This window comes from Streptomyces sp. NPDC016309 (assembly GCF_043077235.1).
Classification (GTDB): Bacteria; Actinomycetota; Actinomycetes; order Streptomycetales; family Streptomycetaceae; genus Streptomyces.
In genome coordinates this window covers 38,922-57,279 of sequence record NZ_JBIBSG010000021.1, presented here as the reverse complement: position 1 = coordinate 57,279, position 18,358 = coordinate 38,922, and the positions used below count along the sequence as shown (strand labels likewise).

Annotated in this window: 1 protein-coding gene; it reads right to left on the bottom strand. The window is 72.8% G+C overall.

The annotated features are described in order from the left end of the window. Window positions 1–18,342, bottom strand: an 18,342-nt coding sequence (locus ACF068_RS31685) for a type I polyketide synthase (RefSeq protein ID WP_392277765.1), incomplete at its 3' end; no start/stop codon positions are given. Window positions 18,343–18,358 lie beyond the last annotated feature (16 nt).

The window sequence follows — 18,358 nt, the reverse complement described above, 5'->3', positions numbered from 1 at the left end:
CTCGCCCAACGCCAACAGCGACACCACACCAACCGGAGAACCCACCCCGGCCAGCAACTCCGCCAGCCCGGCCCGGTCAACGTCAGCCTCAACGCGCACGAGCTGAACATCGGCGCCCCGCCCGGACAGACCACGCACCACAGCGTCGTCATCCAACCCGGCAGGCACCACGACCAGCCACAACCCGGACAACCGCGCACCCGACGACACATCCGCCAACGGCTTCCACGACACCCGGTAACGCCAGCCATCCACCTCCGACCACACCCGCCGCTGCCGACGCCACGCCGACAACGCCGGCAGCACACTGCCCCACGCGTCCTGGTCGTCGACGTCCATGGTGGCGGCCAGCGACTCCAGGTCTCCGCGCTCGACGGCGTCCCAGAAGCGAGCGTCCACCTCGTCGGTGACACCGTTCCGCACCAGGCCGGGAATCTGGAGCCAGTAGCGCTGCCGCTGGAAGGCGTACGTGGGCAGGTCGACGCGCCGGGCGCCCGTACCGGCGAAGTACGCGTCCCAGTCGACGGCGACACCCCGCACGTGGGCCTGGGCGAGAACGGCCGTGACGGTCTCCGCCTCGGACCGGCCGGAGCGCAGCGCGGGCACGAAGACCGCGTCCGCGTCACCGACCAGGCACTCCTGGGCGAGCGCGGACAGGATCCCGTCAGGCCCGAGTTCGAGGTACGTCGTGACCCCGGCCGCCTCCAGAGCACGCACGCCGTCCAGGAACCGCACCGCGTCCCGGACATGACGCACCCAGAAGTCCGCCGAACCCATCTCACCGTCGGCAACGACCGCACCGGTCAGGTTCGACACGACCGGGATACGCGGAGCCTCGTACGAGATCGACTCCGCGACCGTACGGAAGTCGTCCAGCATGCCGTCCATGTGCGGCGAGTGGAACGCGTGGCTCACGCTCAGCCGCTTGGTCTTACGACCCTGCTCCTCGAAGGACCCGGCAATGGCGACGGCCGCGTCCTCATCACCGGCGACCACGACCGACTGCGGACCGTTGATCGCCGCGATGCTCACCCGGTCCGTCAGCAGCGGAAGGACCTCGTCCTCCGACGCCTGCACCGCGATCATCACGCCACCAGCAGGCAGCGCCTGCATCAGACGACCACGCGCAGCCACCAGCGCACACGCATCCTCCAGCGAGAACACACCCGCCACGTGCGCGGCCGCGATCTCACCGATCGAATGCCCGGCCACCAAGTCGGGCTTCACGCCCCACGACTCCACCAGCCGGAACAGCGCCACCTCCACCGCGAACAACGCCGGCTGGGTGAACTCCGTGCGGTCAAGAGCAGCCGCGTCCGCGCCGAACAGCACGTCCTTCAGCGGCAGGTCCATGTGGGCGCACACCGCGTCCAGCGCCTCAGCGAACACCGGGAACGCCTCGTACAGCTCCCGGCCCATACCCAGCCGCTGGCTGCCCTGCCCCGTGAACAGGAACGCCACCTTGCCCGCCACCGGCGAACCGGTCACCACACCCGCCGACGACGAACCCTCCGACACGGCCGTCAGCCCCGCCAGCAGACCCTCACGATCGGCCCCGAACACCACCGCCCGTTCCTCGAACGCCGCACGACCCACCGCCAACGACAGACCGACGTCCACCGGACGCAACGCAGAGTCCTGCTCGACACGAGCGAGCAGACGACGGGCCTGCTCACGCAGCGCCTCCCCGCCCTTCGCCGACAGCACCCACGGCGTCACCGCCACCGAAGCAACAGGCGCCACAACAGCCCCCGCCACCTCCACCGACTCCTCCACAACAGGAGCCTGCTCGATGATCGTGTGGACGTTCGTCCCGCTGATGCCGAAGGACGACACGCCCGCACGGCGCGGGCGGCCCGTCTCCGGCCAGTCCACCGACCGGGTCAGCAGGGACACTTCCCCGGCCTCCCAGTCGACCTGGGGGGACGGCTCGTCGACGTGGAGGGTCTGCGGGAGCACGCCGTGGCGCATCGCCATGACCATTTTGATGACGCCCGCGACACCGGCGGCGGCCTGGGTGTGGCCGATGTTCGACTTGATGGAGCCGAGCCACAGCGGCTGGTCCGCCGACTTCTCCCGGCCGTACGTGGCCAGCAGCGCCTGCGCCTCGATCGGGTCACCGAGCCTGGTGCCGGTGCCGTGCGCCTCGACCGCGTCCACGTCGGCGGCCGACAGACCGGCGCTCTCCAGGGCGGCGCGGATCACACGCTGCTGCGACGGACCGTTGGGGGCCGTGAGCCCGTTGCTGGCGCCGTCCTGGTTGATCGCGGAGCCGCGGACGACCGCCAGCACCGGGTGGCCGTTGGCGCGTGCGTCGGACAGGCGCTCGACCAGGAGCATGCCCGCGCCCTCGGCCCATCCCGTACCGTCCGCGGCGGCCGCGAAGGACTTGCAGCGGCCGTCGACCGAGAGACCGCGCTGGCGGCTGAAGTCGACGAAGGTCTCGGGGGTCGCCATGACCGCGACACCGCCGGCCAGGGCCATCGTGCACTCACCCTGCCGCAGGGCCTGGATCGCCCAGTGCAGGGCGACCAGCGACGACGAGCAGGCGGTGTCGACGGTGACCGCCGGGCCTTCGAGGCCGAAGGTGTAGGCGATGCGGCCGGAGGCGATGCTGCCGGCGTTGCCCGTGCCGAGGTAGCCCTCGACGCCCTCGGGCAGGGCGGGACCGTTGGCCCCGTCGCCGGTGCCGATGCCGACGCCGGACGCGTAATCGTGGTACATGACGCCGGCGAAGACGCCGGTACGGCTGCCGCGCAGGGTCGCCGGGTCGATGCCCGCCCGCTCGAACGCCTCCCACGACGTCTCCAGCAGCAGCCGCTGCTGCGGGTCCATCGCCAGCGCCTCGCGCGGCGAGATCCCGAAGAACGCCGGGTCGAAGTCCGCCACGTCGTGGAGGAAGCCGCCCTCGCGGGTGTACGACGTGCCGGCGTGGTCGGGGTCGGGGTGGTAGAGGGACTCCACGTTCCAGCCCCGGTCGGACGGGAACGCGGTGATGCCGTCGCCGCCGGTGGCGACGAGCTGCCACAGCTCCTCCGGCGACCGTACGCCACCGGGGAAGCGGCAGGCCATGCCGACGATGACGATCGGGTCGTCGTCCGTCGCGGCCGTGGCGGCGGCGGGCCGTGCGGGCGTGCGCTGCCCGCGTGCGGCGTCCTCGTGCGCGCCCGCACCCGACAGTTCGGGGGTGCCCTCGGACAGTTCGTCCAGCAGGTGCCGGGCGAGGGCGAGCGGTGTGGGGTAGTCGAAGACGAGGGTCGGTGAGAGCCGGAGGCCGGTCTCGGTCTTGAGGACGTTACGGAGTTCCACGGCGGTCAGGGAGTCGAAGCCGAGCTCCTTGAACGCGCGGTCCGCGTCGACCGCCCGGCCGTCCGCGTGCCCGAGGACCGCGGCGACCCGGCCGCACACCAGGTCCAGCAGCAGGCCTTCGCGCTCGGCGGCCGGGAGGGCCAGCAGCCGGGCGGTCAGCGGGGAACCGCCGCCGTCACCCGCCGTGCGCCGCTCGACGGCGCGCCGCGACGGCACCCGGACGAGGGAGCGCAGCAGCGCCGCGGTCTCGCCCGTGGAGACGGACTGGGCCCGCACCACGGCGAGGTCGAGCCGCATCGGCAGCAGGACCGCCGCGTCCACCGTCATGGCGGTGTCGAAGAGGGCCAGGCCCTCGTCGGCGGAGAGGGCGCCGACGCCGTCACGGGCGATGCGCCGCAGGTCGACGTCGTCGAGCCGCTGCGCCATGCCGCCCGACTGCGGGGCCCACAGGCCCCAGGCGAGCGAGGTGGCCGGCAGGCCGGCCGCCCGGCGGTGCTCGGCGAGCGCTTCGAGGAACGCGTTGGCCGCCGCGTAGTTCGCCTGCCCGGCCGCACCGAACGCGGCGGCCGCGCCCGAGAAGAGGACGAAGGCGGAGAGGTCGAGGTCCCGGGTCAGCTCGTGCAGGTGCCAGGCCGCGTCCACCTTCGGGCGCAGCACGGCGGAGACCCGCTCGGGGGTGAGCGAGGCGAGCACGCCGTCGTCCAGCACGCCGGCCGTGTGCACCACGGCGGTCAGCGGGTGCTCGGCGGGTACGGCCGCGAGGAGGGTGGCGAGCGCGTCCCGGTCGGCGGTGTCGCAGGCGACGAGGTCGGCATGGGCGCCCAATTGCGCCAGCTCGGCCAGCAGTTCGTCGGCACCGTGGGCGTCGGGGCCCCGGCGGCTGGTGAGCAGCAGCCTCGTGACGCCGTGGGCGGTCACCAGGTGACGGGCGAACAGCCGACCGAGGGTGCCGGTGGCGCCGGTCACCAGCACGGTGCCGGTGGGGTCGCCGAAGGCGCCCGTGGAGTCGAGGTCGCCACGGTGGTCGGGGCCGGTGGAGGCCTCGCCCGCGCCGGCCGCCTCCGCCGACGGCACGCGCATGAGGCGCGGGGCGCTGAGTTCCCCGCCCCTGACGGCCAGCTCCGGTTCGCCCGAGGTCAGGGCGGCCGGCACCATCGCGAGCGAGGCGGCGTCGCCGTCGACGTCGAGCATCAGCAGCTGCCCGGGGTTCTCCGACTGCGCCGAGCGCAGCAGGCCGCGGACGGCGGCGCCCGCCAGGTCCCGGACTCCCGCACCGGGCTCGGTGGCCACGGCGCCGGAGGTCAGCCATACGAGCCGGGTACCGGCGAAGCGCTCGTTCGCCAGCCACTCCTGAACGGTGGACAGCGCGTCGGTGACGGCCGCGTGGACGGAGGCCGCCGTGTCGTCCCCCTGCGTGGGGGCGCCGGGGGCTCCGGGGCTGTCGGTGTCGGTGTCGGTGGCCACCGAGGTCACGAACACGGCGTCCGGTACCGGTTCGCCCGCCGCCAGAGCCTCGCTCAGGGCGTCGGCGTCGGCGTACTCCGTCACGTGGGCGCCGCCCCAGGCCCCCAGGCCCAGTGCGTCGCGGCCCAGCACGGCCCAGCGAAGGCCGGTGGCGTCGCCGCGCGGCGAAGCGACGGGCGCCGAGGGCACCCACTCGACGCGGAACAGCGACTCCAGATGGCCGCCGTCGGCCGCGCGTACCTGATCGGCCGACGCGGTACGGAGCGTCAGCGACTCCACGGACGCGACCGGGCGTCCGGTCTCGTCGGCCACGAGCAGCGACAGGGTGTGCGGGTCGTCCGGGTGGTGCGGCGTGAGCCGCATGCGAAGTGCGGAGGCACCCGTCGCGTGCAGCGAGACGCCGGCCCAGGAGAAGGGCAGCAGGGCGCCGGCCCCGGCCTCGGTCGTGCCGTGGTCGGTCCCGCCGAGGCCGATGGCGTGCAGACCGGCGTCCAGCAGGGCGGGGTGCAGCCCGAACCGGGCCGCCTCGCGCCGGCTGTCGTCCGGGAGGGCGACCTCGGTGAAGAGTTCACCGTCGCGCCGCCAGGCCCCCTTGAGCCCCTGGAACAGCGGTCCGTACGCCACCCCGCCCTCGGCCAGCTCCTCGTACAGCCCCCGCACGTCCACCGGTACGGCACCGGCGGGCGGCCACGCGGCCAGGTCCGCGAACTCCCCGTCGGCGTCGGCAGCAGCCCGTACCGCACCGGTGGTCACCAGCACACCGGAGGCGTGCCGCGTCCACGGCTCCTCCGCGAGGGCGTCCTGGCGCCGGGAGTGCACGCTGAACGGCCGCTGTCCGAGGCCGCTCGGCGCCTCGACCACGAGCTGGAGCTGGACGCCGCCCCGCGCGGGGACGACCAGCGGCGCTTCGAGCGTCAGCTCCTCCACCGTGTCGCACCCGACCTGGTCGCCGGCCCGGATCGCCAGGTCGACGAAGGCGGTGCCGGGGAGCAGGACGCTGCCGAGGATCGCGTGGTCGGCCAGCCACGGGTGGGTGTCGAGAGAGAGCCGGCCGGCGAAGAGCATCCCTTCGGAGTCGGCGAGCGCCACCGTCGCGCCCAGCAGCGGGTGCCCGGCGTCGCCGAGCCCGATCGCCCCCGGGTCACCGGTGGTGAAGGCGGCCGCACCGGGCCAGTAGCGCTGCCGCTGGAAGGCGTACGTGGGCAGGTCGACCCGCCGGGCGCCCGTACCGGCGAAGTACGTGTTCCAGTCGACGGCCACACCCCGGACGTAGGCCTGGGCGAGCGCGGTGTTGACGGTCTCCGCCTCGGGCCGGCCACCGCGCAGGACGGGCGCAAAGGTCGCGTCCGCTTCACCGGTCAGGCAGTCCTGGGCCAGGGCCGACAGGATCCCGTCCGGGCCGAGTTCGAGGTACGTCGTGACCCCGGCCGCCTCCAGCGCCCGCACCCCGTCCAGGAAGCGGACGGCCTCGCGGACATGCCGCACCCAGAAGTCCGCCGAGCCCATCTCGTCGTCGGCAACGACCGCACCGGTCAGATTCGAGACGACGGCGATACGCGGGGTCTCGTACGAGATCGACTCCGCGACCGTACGGAAGTCCTCCAGCATGCCGTCCATGTGCGGCGAGTGGAACGCATGGCTGACAGTCAGGCGTTTGGTCTTACGACCCTGCTGCTGGAAGGACCCGGCGATGGCGACGGCCACGTCCTCGTCACCAGCGATGACGACCGACTGGGGGCCATTGATCGCCGCGATGCTCACCTGGTCGGTCAGCAGCGGCAGGACCTCGTCCTCCGAGGCCTGGACCGCGATCATCACGCCACCGGTCGGCAGCGCCTGCATCAACCGCCCACGCGCAGCCACCAACGTGCACGCGTCCTCCAGCGAGAAGACACCCGCCACATGAGCGGCCGCGATCTCACCGATCGAATGCCCGGCCACGCAGTCGGGCTTCACGCCCCAGCTCTCGACGAGCCGGAACAGCGCCACCTCGACCGCGAACAGCGCGGGTTGGGTGAACTCCGTCCGGTCAAGAGCAGCCGCGTCCGACCCGAAGAGCACATCCAGCAGGGGCAGGTCCATGTGGGCGCGGACCGCGTCCAGCGCGTCGGCGAACACGGGGTACGTGTCGTACAGCTCGCGCCCCATACCCAGCCGCTGGCTGCCCTGCCCCGTGAACAGGAACGCGGTGAGGCCTTCGCCGGCCGCTCCGGTGACGATCCGGGGTGACGACTCGCCGTCGGCCAGCCGCGTCAGCCCAGCGAGGAGTTCCTGCCGGTCGTCCGTGGCGAGTACGGCGCGGTGGCTGAGGTGCGCGCGAGCCGTGGCCAGCGAGAAGGCCAGGTCGACGGCAGTCGGGCTGTCGTTCCCGACGGCTTCCAGGTGCGCCCGCAGGGCGTCGGCCTGGCCGCGCAGCGCCTCGGAGCCCTTCGCGGAGAGGACGTACGGCAGCGGGAACGCCGCGGCCGGCACCACGGCCGGCGCCGTACCGGCCGACCCGGCCGACCCCGCCGACCCCGCCGGCTCGGCGGACTCGGCCGATACGGGCTCCGGGGCCTGCTCGATGATCGTGTGGGCGTTCGTTCCGCTGATCCCGAAGGACGAGACGCCCGCGCGGCGGGGGCGGCCGGTCTCCGGCCAGGCCGTCCGCTCGGTCAGCAGGGCGATGTCCCCGGCCGTCCAGTCGACGTGCGGGGTCGGCTCGTCCACGTGGAGGGTCTGTGGGAGCACTCCGTGCTGCATCGCCAGCACCATCTTCATCAAGCCCGCGACACCGGCGGCGGCCTGGGTGTGCCCGATGTTCGACTTCACGGAGCCCAGCAGCAGCGGCCGGCCCTCCGGCCGGTCCTGACCGTAGGTGGCCAGCAGCGCCTGCGCCTCGATCGGGTCACCGAGCTTGGTGCCGGTGCCGTGCGCCTCGACGGCGTCGACATCGGCGGCCGACAGGCCCGCGCTCGCCAGGGCGGCGCGAATCACGCGCTGCTGCGAGGGGCCGTTGGGGGCGGTGAGGCCATTGCTGGCACCATCCTGGTTGACCGCCGAGCCACGGACCACGGCCAGCACCGGGTGCCCGTTCTTGCGGGCGTCCGACAGCCGCTCCACGAGCAGCATGCCGACGCCCTCACCCCAGCCCGTACCGTCCGCGGCGGCCGCGAACGCCTTGATACGGCCATCCTCCGCCAGACCCCGCTGGCGGCTGAAGTCCACGAAGTTCTCGGGCGTCGACATCACCGTCACACCGCCCGCGAGGGCCATCGTGCACTCGCCGTTCCGCAGGGCCTGGATGGCCCAGTGCAGGGCGACCAGCGACGACGAGCAGGCGGTGTCGACGGTGACCGCCGGACCCTCCAGGCCCAGGGCGTAGGAGACGCGGCCGGACATGACGCTGCCCGCGTTGCCCGTACCCACGTGGCCTTCGACGCCGTCCGGTTCACGGCTGATGAGCGAGAGGTAGTCCTGCCCATTGGTGCCGACGAACACACCTGCCTGGCTGCCCCGCAGCGACGACGGATCGATACCCGCCCGTTCGAACGCCTCCCACGACGTCTCCAGCAGCAGCCGCTGCTGCGGGTCCATCGCCAGCGCCTCGCGCGGCGAGATCCCGAAGAACGCCGGGTCGAAGTCGGCCGCCCCGTCGAAGAAACCGCCTTCACGGGTGTACGAGGTGCCCGGCCGATCCGGGTCGGGGCTGTACAGCCGGTCCAAATCCCACCCGCGGTCGGCGGGGAAGGGGCCGACGGCGTCCGTACCGTTGGCGACCAGTCGCCACAAGTCCTCGGGGCTACGGACCCCGCCGGGGAAGCGGCAGCTCATCGCCACGATCGCGATCGGGTCGTCATCGGTCACGGCCACGGCCGGCAACACGGTGTCGGCGACCCGCACGCTGCCGACCAGTTCACCCCGCAGGTAGTCCGCGAGGGCGGCGGAGGTGGGGTAGTCGTAGACGAGCGTGGCCGGGAGCGTCAGCTCGGTGGCCGCGCCCAGGCGGTTGCGCAGCTCGACGGCGGTCAGCGAATCGAAGCCCAGCTCCTTGAACGCCCGTTCCGCGCCGACCGCCTCGGATCCGCCGTGGCCCAGCACGGCGGCGACGTGCGTACGGACGAGGTTCAGCAGCTCTCGTTCCTGCTCGGCCGGGGCGAGCGCGGCCAGCCTGCCGGAGAGGGAGTACGGGCGCTCGGCCTCGGGAGCCGCTTCCCGGCGGGCCCGGGCCGCGCGGACCTCGTGCACCTCGCTGAACAGCCGGCTGGGGCGGGCGGCGGCGAAGCCCGGGAGGAAGGTGTCCCACTCCACGTCGGCCACGGTGAGCACGGCGTCGTCGGCCAGGACCGACTGCCGGAGGGCCCGTATCGCCCGGTCCGCGTCCATCGGCGGTACGCCGTCCCGCCGCATCCGGGCGTCGAGCTCCGCGTCGGCGGCCATGCCGCCCTCGGCCCACGGACCCCACGCAAGAGACGTGGCAGCAAGACCGTCGGCACGACGCTGCTCGGCCAACGCATCCAGATAGGCGTTCGCAGCCGCGTAGTTGCCCTGCCCAGCGGCACCCACCGAACCACTCATCGACGAGAACAGCACGAACGCCGCGAGGTCGATACCCAGCTCGACCGTCAGCTCGTGCAGGTTCCGTGCGGACACCGCCTTCGCGCGCAGAACACCGTCCACACGCTCCGGCGTCAGAGCATCCAGCACACCGTCATCGAGCACACCCGCCGTGTGGATGACAGCGGTCAGCGACTCCGCCTCAGCAGCGAGCAGCGCCCGCAGCGCCTCACGGTCAGCAGCGTCACACGCCACCACCGAAACATCCACGCCCAGAGCCGACAACTCGTCCACCAGCTCAGCAGCACCCGGAGCATCCAGGCCCCGACGGCTGGACAACACCAACCGCTCAGCGCCCGCCCCAGCAAGCCACCGCGCGACCCGGCCACCCAGCGCACCCGTGCCACCGGTCACCAAAACGGTGCCGCTGGGCACCCAGTCCGTGCCCCCCGCACCGGCCGCACGCACCAACCGACGCCCGAAGACACCCGAAGACCGCACCGCCACCTGGTCCTCACCAGAACCAGCAGCCGCCAGAACACCCACGAAACGGGAAAGAGCCCGCTCGTCCAGCACCTCCGGCAGATCGACCAGCCCGCCCCAACGCTGCGGAACCTCCAGCGCGGCAACCCGCCCCAGACCCCACACCTGCGCCTGCGCCACCGACGCCAGCCGGTCCGAACGACCCACCGACACCGCACCACGCGTCACACACCACAACGGAGCATCGACACCGGCATCACCCAGCGCCTGCACCAGACCAACCGTCGCAACAAGCCCAACAGCCTCGTCCAACGCCAACAGCGACACCACACCAACCGGAGAACCCACCCCGGCCAGCAGCTCCGCCACCGCACCACGATCCGCACCAGCCTCAACGCTGACGCACCGGACCTCGGCGCCCCGCCCGGACAGACCACGCACCACGGCTTCCGCCACGGCGTCGTCCGCGTACCCGGCCGGCACCACGACGAGCCACGTACCGCTGACGGACGTTCCGGAGGACACCGCGGCCGTCACCGGCTTCCACGTCACCCGGTAACGCCAGCCGTCCACCAGCGCCTGCTCATGGCTCTGTCGGCGCCAGGCGGAGAGAGCGGGGACGACGCTGCCCCACGCGCTGGCGTCATCGAGGCCGAGCATGGCGGCGAGGGACTCGACGTCCCCACTCTCGACGGTCTCCCAGAACCGCGCGTCCACCGCGTCGGCGCTCCCGCCGACCGGCAGGCCACCGGTCAGCGAAGCCTCCGGCCAGTAGCGCCGGCGCTGGAAGGCATACGTGGGCAGGTCGACCCGCCGGACAACACCGGTGCCGGCGAAGTACGCCTCCCAGTCGACGGCCACGCCCCGGACGTAGGCCTGGGCCAGCGCGGTGTTGACGGCCTCCGCCTCGGGCCGCCCACCGCGCAGGACGGGCGCGAAGACCGCGTCCACCCCATCCGCCAGGCAATCCTGGGCGAGCGCGGACAGCACACCGTCCGGCCCGAGTTCGAGGTACGTCGTGACCCCGGCCGCCTCCAGCGCACGGACACCGTCCAGGAACCGCACCGCGTCCCGGACGTGCCGTACCCAGAAGTCCGCCGAGCCCATCTCACCGTCGGCAACGACCGCACCGGTCAGGTTCGACACGACCGGGATACGCGAAGTCTCGTACGAGATCCCCTCCGCAACGGCCCGGAAGTCGGCCAGCATGCCGTCCATGTGCGGCGAGTGGAACGCATGGCTCACGCTCAGCCGCTTGGTCTTACGACCCAGCTTCTCGAAGTGTCCGGCGATAGCGACGGCCGCGTCCTCATCACCAGCGACCACGACCGACTGCGGACCATTGATCGCCGCGATGCTCACCCGCTCGGTCAGCAGCGGAAGAACCTCGTCCTCCGACGCCTGGAACGCGATCATCACGCCACCGGTCGGCAGCGCCTGCATCAGACGACCACGAGCCGCCACCAGCGTGCAGGCATCCTCCAGGGACAGGACCCCGGCCACATGCGCGGCCGCGATCTCACCGATCGAATGCCCGGCCACGAAGTCGGGCTTCACGCCCCACGACTCCAACAGCCGGAACAGCGCCACCTCCACCGCGAACAACGCCGGCTGCGTGAACTCCGTACGGTCCAGGACGAGCTCGTCGGACCCGAACAGGACGTCCTTCAGTGGCAGGTCGAGGTCGAGCCGCGCGCAGACCGCGTCCAGCGCGTCCGCGAAGACCGGGTAGGTCTCGTACAGCTCACGCCCCATGCCCAGCCGCTGACTGCCCTGCCCCGTGAACAGGAACGCCAGACCGCCCTCGCCGACCGTGCCCCGCACGAGGCCGGGTACGTGCTCGCCCGCCGCGAGGCTCCGCAGGCCGGCGGTGAGGCCCTCGCGGTCCTCGACGCCGCCGACGAGTACGGCGCGCTCCTCCAGGGCGGCCCGCCCGGTCGTGAGCGAGTAGGCGACGTCGCCCAAGGGGACGGCAGGGTCAGCGGCTACGTAGGAGGCCAGTTGGTCGGCCTGGGCGCGCAGTCCCGTGGGGTTCTTGGCGGACAGGACGAGCGGGAGCACCGGCGGGACCGGCGCGAGGGGCCCCTCGACGGCTGCCGGGCCGTCGGCTGCCGACTCGTCGGCGGGGGTGGCCGGCGCCTCTTCGATGATCGTGTGGGCGTTGGTGCCGCTCAGGCCGAAGGAGGAGACGCCGGCCCGGCGGGGGCGGCCCGTCTCCGGCCACTCCGTCTGTTCGGTCAGCAGGGCGAGGTCGCCGGCCGTCCAGTCGACGTGCGGGGTCGGCTCGTCGACGTGCAGCGTCTTCGGCAGCACCCCGTGCCGCATGGCCAGCACCATCTTGATGACGCCCGCGACACCTGCGGCGGCCTGGGTGTGCCCGATGTTCGACTTCACGGAGCCGAGCCACAGCGGCCGGTCCTCCGGCCGGTCCTGGCCGTAGGTGGCCAGCAGCGCCTGCGCCTCGATGGGGTCGCCCAGCGTCGTGCCCGTACCGTGCGCTTCCACGGCGTCCACGTCCGCCGCCGACAGACCGGCGCTCGCGAGGGCGGCACGGATGACGCGCTGCTGGGAAGGCCCATTGGGGGCGGTCAGGCCGTTGCTCGCACCGTCCTGGTTGATCGACGAGCCCCGCACGACCGCGAGGACCGGGTGGCCCTTGGCGCGCGCGTCGGACAGCCGCTCGACGAGCAGCATGCCGACGCCCTCGCCCCACCCCGTACCGTCGGCGCCGGCGGCGAACGCCTTGATGCGGCCGTCCTCCGCCAGACCACGCTGGCGACTGAAGTCCACGAAGGCGTCCGGGGTCGACATCACCGTCACGCCACCGGCCAGCGCGATCGTGCACTCGCCCTGCCGCAGCGCCTGCACGGCGAGGTGGAGGGCGACCAGCGACGACGAGCAGGCCGTGTCGACCGTGATCGCCGGGCCTTCGAGGCCGAACACGTACGACAACCGGCCCGAGACCACGCTCGCCGCGTTGCCCGTGCCGACGTGCCCCTCCAGGCCTTCGGCCTCACGGGCGACGAGGGACAGGTAGTCCTGGCCGTTGGTGCCGACGAAGACACCGGCCTGGCTGCCCCGCAGCGACGACGGGTCGATACCCGCCCGCTCGAAGGCCTCCCAGGAGGTTTCCAGCAGCAGCCGCTGCTGCGGGTCCATCGCCAGCGCCTCGCGCGGCGAGATCCCGAAGAAGTCGGCGTCGAAATCGGCGACGTCGTAGAGGAAGCCGCCTTCAGGCGTGTACGACGTGCCCGGCCGTGCCGGGTCCGCGCTGTAGAGCCGGTCCAGGTCCCACCCACGGTCGGCCGGGAACTCGGCGATCGCGTCGGTGCCGTCGGTGAGGAGCCGCCACAGCTCTTCCGGGGTGCGTACGCCGCCGGGGAAGCGGCAGCTCATGGCCACGATCGCGATGGGGTCGTCGTCGGCGGCGACCACGGAGGGCAGGTGCGGGTCGGCGACGGGGGCGGTGCTGCCCGCCAGTTCGCCCCGCAGGTACTCCGCGAGGGCGGCGGAGGTGGGGTAGTCGTAGACCAGGGTCGCCGGCAGCGTCACGCCGGTCACGGCGCCGAGCCGGTTGCGCAGCTCGACGGCGGTCAGCGAATCGAAGCCCAGCTCCTTGAACGCCCGTTCCGCACGGACGGCGTCCGAACCATCGTGCCCGAGCACGGCGGCGACCTGCGTCCGGACCAGCGTGAGCAGCTCCCGCCCCTGCTCGGCCGGGGTCATGCCCGCCAGTCGCCCGAGCACCGTTCCCGCGACATCGGCGCCCGTGACCACGGCCCCGTGGCCGGTGACGGCGGCCGGGCCCTCCGCGACGGCGGTGAAGTCGCTGATCAGCGGGTTGGGGCGGACCGCCGCGAGGACGGAGGCGAAGCGCTCCCAGTCGACGTCGGCGACGGTGAGGGCCGCGTCCGCCGCACCCACGGCCTGTGCCAGTGCGGTGATCGCCGTATCGGGTGCCATGGGCGGCAGGCCCTCGCGGCGCATCCGCGCGTCCATCGCCTCGTCGGCGGCCATGCCGCCCTCGGCCCACGGACCCCACGCAAGAGACGTAGCGGCGAGGCCGTCGGCACGACGCTGCTCGGCGAGCGCGTCCAGATAGGCGTTCGCGGCGGCGTAGTTGGCCTGCCCAGCGGCACCTACAGAACCACTGATGGACGAGAACAGCACGAACGCCGCAAGGTCGATGCCCAGCTCGACCGTCAGCTCGTGCAGGTTCCGTGCGGACACCGCCTTCGCCCGCAGAACACCATCCACACGCTCCGGCGTCAGAGCATCCAGCACACCATCGTCCAGAACACCGGCGGTGTGGATGACAGCGGTCAGCGACTCCGCCTCAGCAGCGAGCAGCGCCCGCAGCGCCTCACGGTCAGCAGCGTCACACGCCACCACCGAAACATCCACGCCCAGAGCCGACAACTCGTCCACCAGCTCAGCAGCACCCGGAGCATCCAGGCCCCGACGGCTGGACAACACCAACCGCTCAGCGCCCGCCCCAGCCAGCCACCGCGCGACCCGGCCACCCAGCGCACCCGTGCCACCGGTCACCAGAACCGTGCCACTCGGCACCCAGTCCGTGCCCTCCGCACCGGCCGCACGCACCAACCGACGCCCGAAGACACCCGAAGACCGCACCGCCACCTGGTCCTCACCAGAACCAGCAGCCGCCAGAACACCCACGAAACGGGACAACGCCCGCTCGTCCAGAACCTCCGGCAGATCGACCAGCCCGCCCCAACGCTGCGGAACCTCCAGCGCGGCAACCCGCCCCAGACCCCACACCTGCGCCTGCGCCACCGACGCCAGCCGGTCCGAACGACCCACCGACACCGCACCACGCGTCACACACCACAACGGAGCATCGACACCGGCATCACCCAGCGCCTGCACCAGACCGACCGTCGCAACAAGCCCAGCAGCCTCGTCCAACGCCAACAGCGACACCACACCGGCACACGCAGCCGCGTCCACCAGCAACTCCGCCAGCCCGGCCCGGTCAACACCAGCCTCGACGCGCACGAGCTGAACATCGGCGCCCCGCTCGGCCAGACCACGCACCACAGCGTGGTCCTCGGCACCGGCAGGCAGCACGACCAGCCACGACCCGGACAACCGCGCACCCGACGACGACTCCGCCAACGGCTTCCACGACACCCGGTAACGCCAGCCGTCCACCTCCGACCGCACCCGCCGCTGCCGACGCCACGCCGACAGGGCCGGTACCACCTCGCTGAGCGGCTGCTCCCCGTCGAGGTCCAGGTCGAGGGCGGCGGCGAGGGTGGCCACGTCCTCGTGCTCGACGGCGTCCCAGAAGACGGTGTCGGCCGCGTCGGCGCGGCCCACCGCGCCGGACAGGGGCTCGGCGGCGGGCCGCGCGTCCATCCAGTACCGCTGCCGCTGGAAGGCGTACGTCGGCAGATCGACCCGCCGGGCGCCCGTGCCCGCGAAGAACGCGGACCAGTCGACCCGCGCGCCCCGCACATGGGCGCGGGCGACGGCGTGGAGCAGGGTGGCCGCCTCGGGCCGGCCGGAGCGGAGGGCGGGGGCGAAGGCGAGGTCCTGGGGGTCGACGCAGTCCTGCGCCATGGCGGTCAGGACGGCGTCGGGGCCCAGCTCCAGGAAGGTGCCGGCGCCGCGTTCCCGAAGGGTGCGTACGCCGTCGAGGAACCGTACGGCGTCGCGGACGTGACGCACCCAGTACTCGGGGGTGGCCAGTTCGGCGGCGGTGGCGGTGCCGCCGGTGAGGAGGGAGACGACCGGGATGCCGGGGGTCCCGTAGTCCAGGACCTGGGCGACGCGGAGGAACTCCTCCAGCATGCCGTCCATGTGGGGCGAGTGGAACGCGTGGCTGACGGTCAGCCGCTTGGTCTTACGCCCCTGCTCCTCGAAGTGCTCGGCAACCGCTACGGCATCGGCCTCGTCACCGGCGATGACGACCGACTGCGGCCCGTTGATCGCCGCGATGCTCACCCGCTCGGTCAGCAGCGGCAGGACCTCGTCCTCAGCCGCCTGCACCGCGATCATCACGCCACCAGCAGGCAGCGCCTGCATCAACCGGCCACGCGCGGCAACGAGCGTGCACGCGTCCTCCAGCGAGAACACACCCGCCACGTGCGCGGCCGCGATCTCACCGATCGAATGCCCGGCCACGAAGTCGGGCTTCACGCCCCACGACTCCACCAGCCGGAACAGCGCCACCTCGACCGCGAACAACGCCGGCTGGGTGTAGCCGGTCTGGTCGAGGAGCGCGGCCTCCGGCGTGCCCTCGTCCGCGAAGAGCACGTCGAGGAGCGGGAGTTCGAGCTGGTCGTCCAGGTACCAGCAGGCGTCGTCGAGGGCGTCGGCGAAGACGGGGTACGTGTCGTACAGCTCGCGTCCCATGCCCAGCCGCTGGCTGCCCTGGCCGGTGAAGAGGAACGCCAGCTTGCCCGGCGCGGGATCGCCCTGGACCACGGAGGACGCGTCGGCGCCCTCGGCGAGGGCGTGCAGTCCGCGGAGCAGCGTCTCGCGGTCGTCGCCCAGCACGACGGCGCGCTGCTCGAAGCGGCCGCGGGTGGTCGCCAGGGAGTGGCCCACGTCCAGGGGTGTGGCGTCCGGCCGGGACCGGAGGTGGTCGCTCAGCCTGCGCGCCTGCGCGCGGAGGGCCTCGGGGGTCTTGGCGGACAGGGTCCAGGGCAGGGGGCCACCGGCCGGGAGGGATCCCGGCGTCCCGGCCTCGTCACTCGCCGGCGACGCGACGCCCTCGCGCTCTCCCGACGACGCAATGCCCTGGGGATCCCCGGACGACACAACGCCCTCGTGCTCCGCCGTCGGCGCGCCGTCGCCCCGCTCCTCGGCGGTCGCCGCTGCCGGCGGTTCCTCGATGATGGCGTGCGCGTTGGTGCCGCTCATGCCGAAGGAGGAGACGCCGGCGCGGCGCGGGCGGTCGGACTTCGGCCACGGGACGGGGTCCGTGAGCAGGGAGACCGCTCCGGCCTCCCAGTCGACGTGCGGGGTCGGTTCGTCGACGTGGAGGGTGCGGGGCAGCACACCGTGCCGCATGGCCATGATCATCTTGATGATGCCCGCGACACCGGCGGCGGCCTGGGTGTGGCCGATGTTCGACTTGAGGGAGCCGAGCCACAGGGGCTGGTCGTCGGTGTGGTGCTGCCCGTAGGTGGCCAGGAGCGCCTGGGCCTCGATCGGGTCGCCCAGCTTGGTGCCGGTGCCGTGTGCCTCCACCGCGTCCACCTCGGCGGCGGACAGGCCGGCGTTGGCGAGGGCCTGCCGGATGACGCGCTGCTGGGAGGGGCCGCTGGGGGCGGTGAGGCCGTTGCTGGCGCCGTCCTGGTTGATGGCCGAGCCGCGTACGACGGCCAGCACCTGGTGGCCCTTGGCGCGCGCGTCGGACAGCCGCTCGACGAGCAGCATGCCGACGCCCTCGCCCCACGCCGTACCGTCGGCGGCGGCGGCGAAGGGCTTGCAGCGGCCGTCGGGGGCCAGGCCGCGCTGGCGGCTGAAGGAGACGAAGGATCCGGGGCTCGCCATGACGGCGGCGCCGCCCGCGAGCGCGAGGGAGCATTCGCCGGTGCGCAGTGCCTGGACGGCGAGGTGGAGGGCGGCGAGGGAGGAGGAGCAGGCGGTGTCGACGGTGACCGTCGGTCCTTCGAAGCCGAAGGTGTAGGCGATACGGCCCGAGGCGACGCTGGCCGCGTTGCCGGTGACGAGGTAGCCCTCGAAACCGTCGGTGGCGTCCTGGAGGCGGGGTCCGTATTCCTGGGTCTCCGCGCCGACGAATACGCCGACCTGGTCGCCGCGCAGCGTTTCGGGGTCGATGCCGCCGCGGTCGAAAGCTTCCCAGGACGTTTCGAGGAGCAGGCGCTGCTGCGGGTCCATGGCGAGGGCTTCGCGCGGGGAGATTCCGAAGAACGCGGCGTCGAATTGGTCGGCGTCGTGGAGGAATCCGCCTTCGCGGGCGTAGCTGGTGCCGGCCCGGTCGGGGTCCGGGTCGTACAGCGCGTCGAGGTCCCAGCCGCGTCCGGTCGGAAATGCGGAAATGGCGTCGGTGCCGGTCTCGACGAGGTCCCACAGCGCTTCGGGGGAATGGACGCCGCCGGGGAAGCGGCAGCCGATGCCGACGATGGCGATGGGTTCGTCGCTGCTGACGGCGGCGGTGACGGGCGTCCCGGTGTCCTCGGTGAGGCCGAGGAGGGCGGTGCGGAGGTGCCGGGCCAGGTGGGCGGGGGTGGGGTGGTCGAAGGCGAGGGTGACCGGCAGGCGGAGGCCGGTGCCGGCGACGAGCCTGGCGTGCAGGTCGACGGCGGCGAGCGAGTCGAAGCCCAGGTCGAGGAAGGGGCGGTGGGGGTCGAGGACGGCGGGGGCCGTGCCGCGCAGCGCGGCGGAGGTGAGGGTGGTGACCCAGTCCAGCAGGGCGGCGTGCTGCTCGGTCTCGGTGAGGTCGAGCAGGCGCTCCCGCCACGACGGGACCCCTTCGGCACGTCCGTCCTGCGTTTCACCGGTTTCGGGGGCGACATTGATTTCGGGCGTGAAATCCTCGGACTCGTTCAACATCGCGCGCTCCATTACC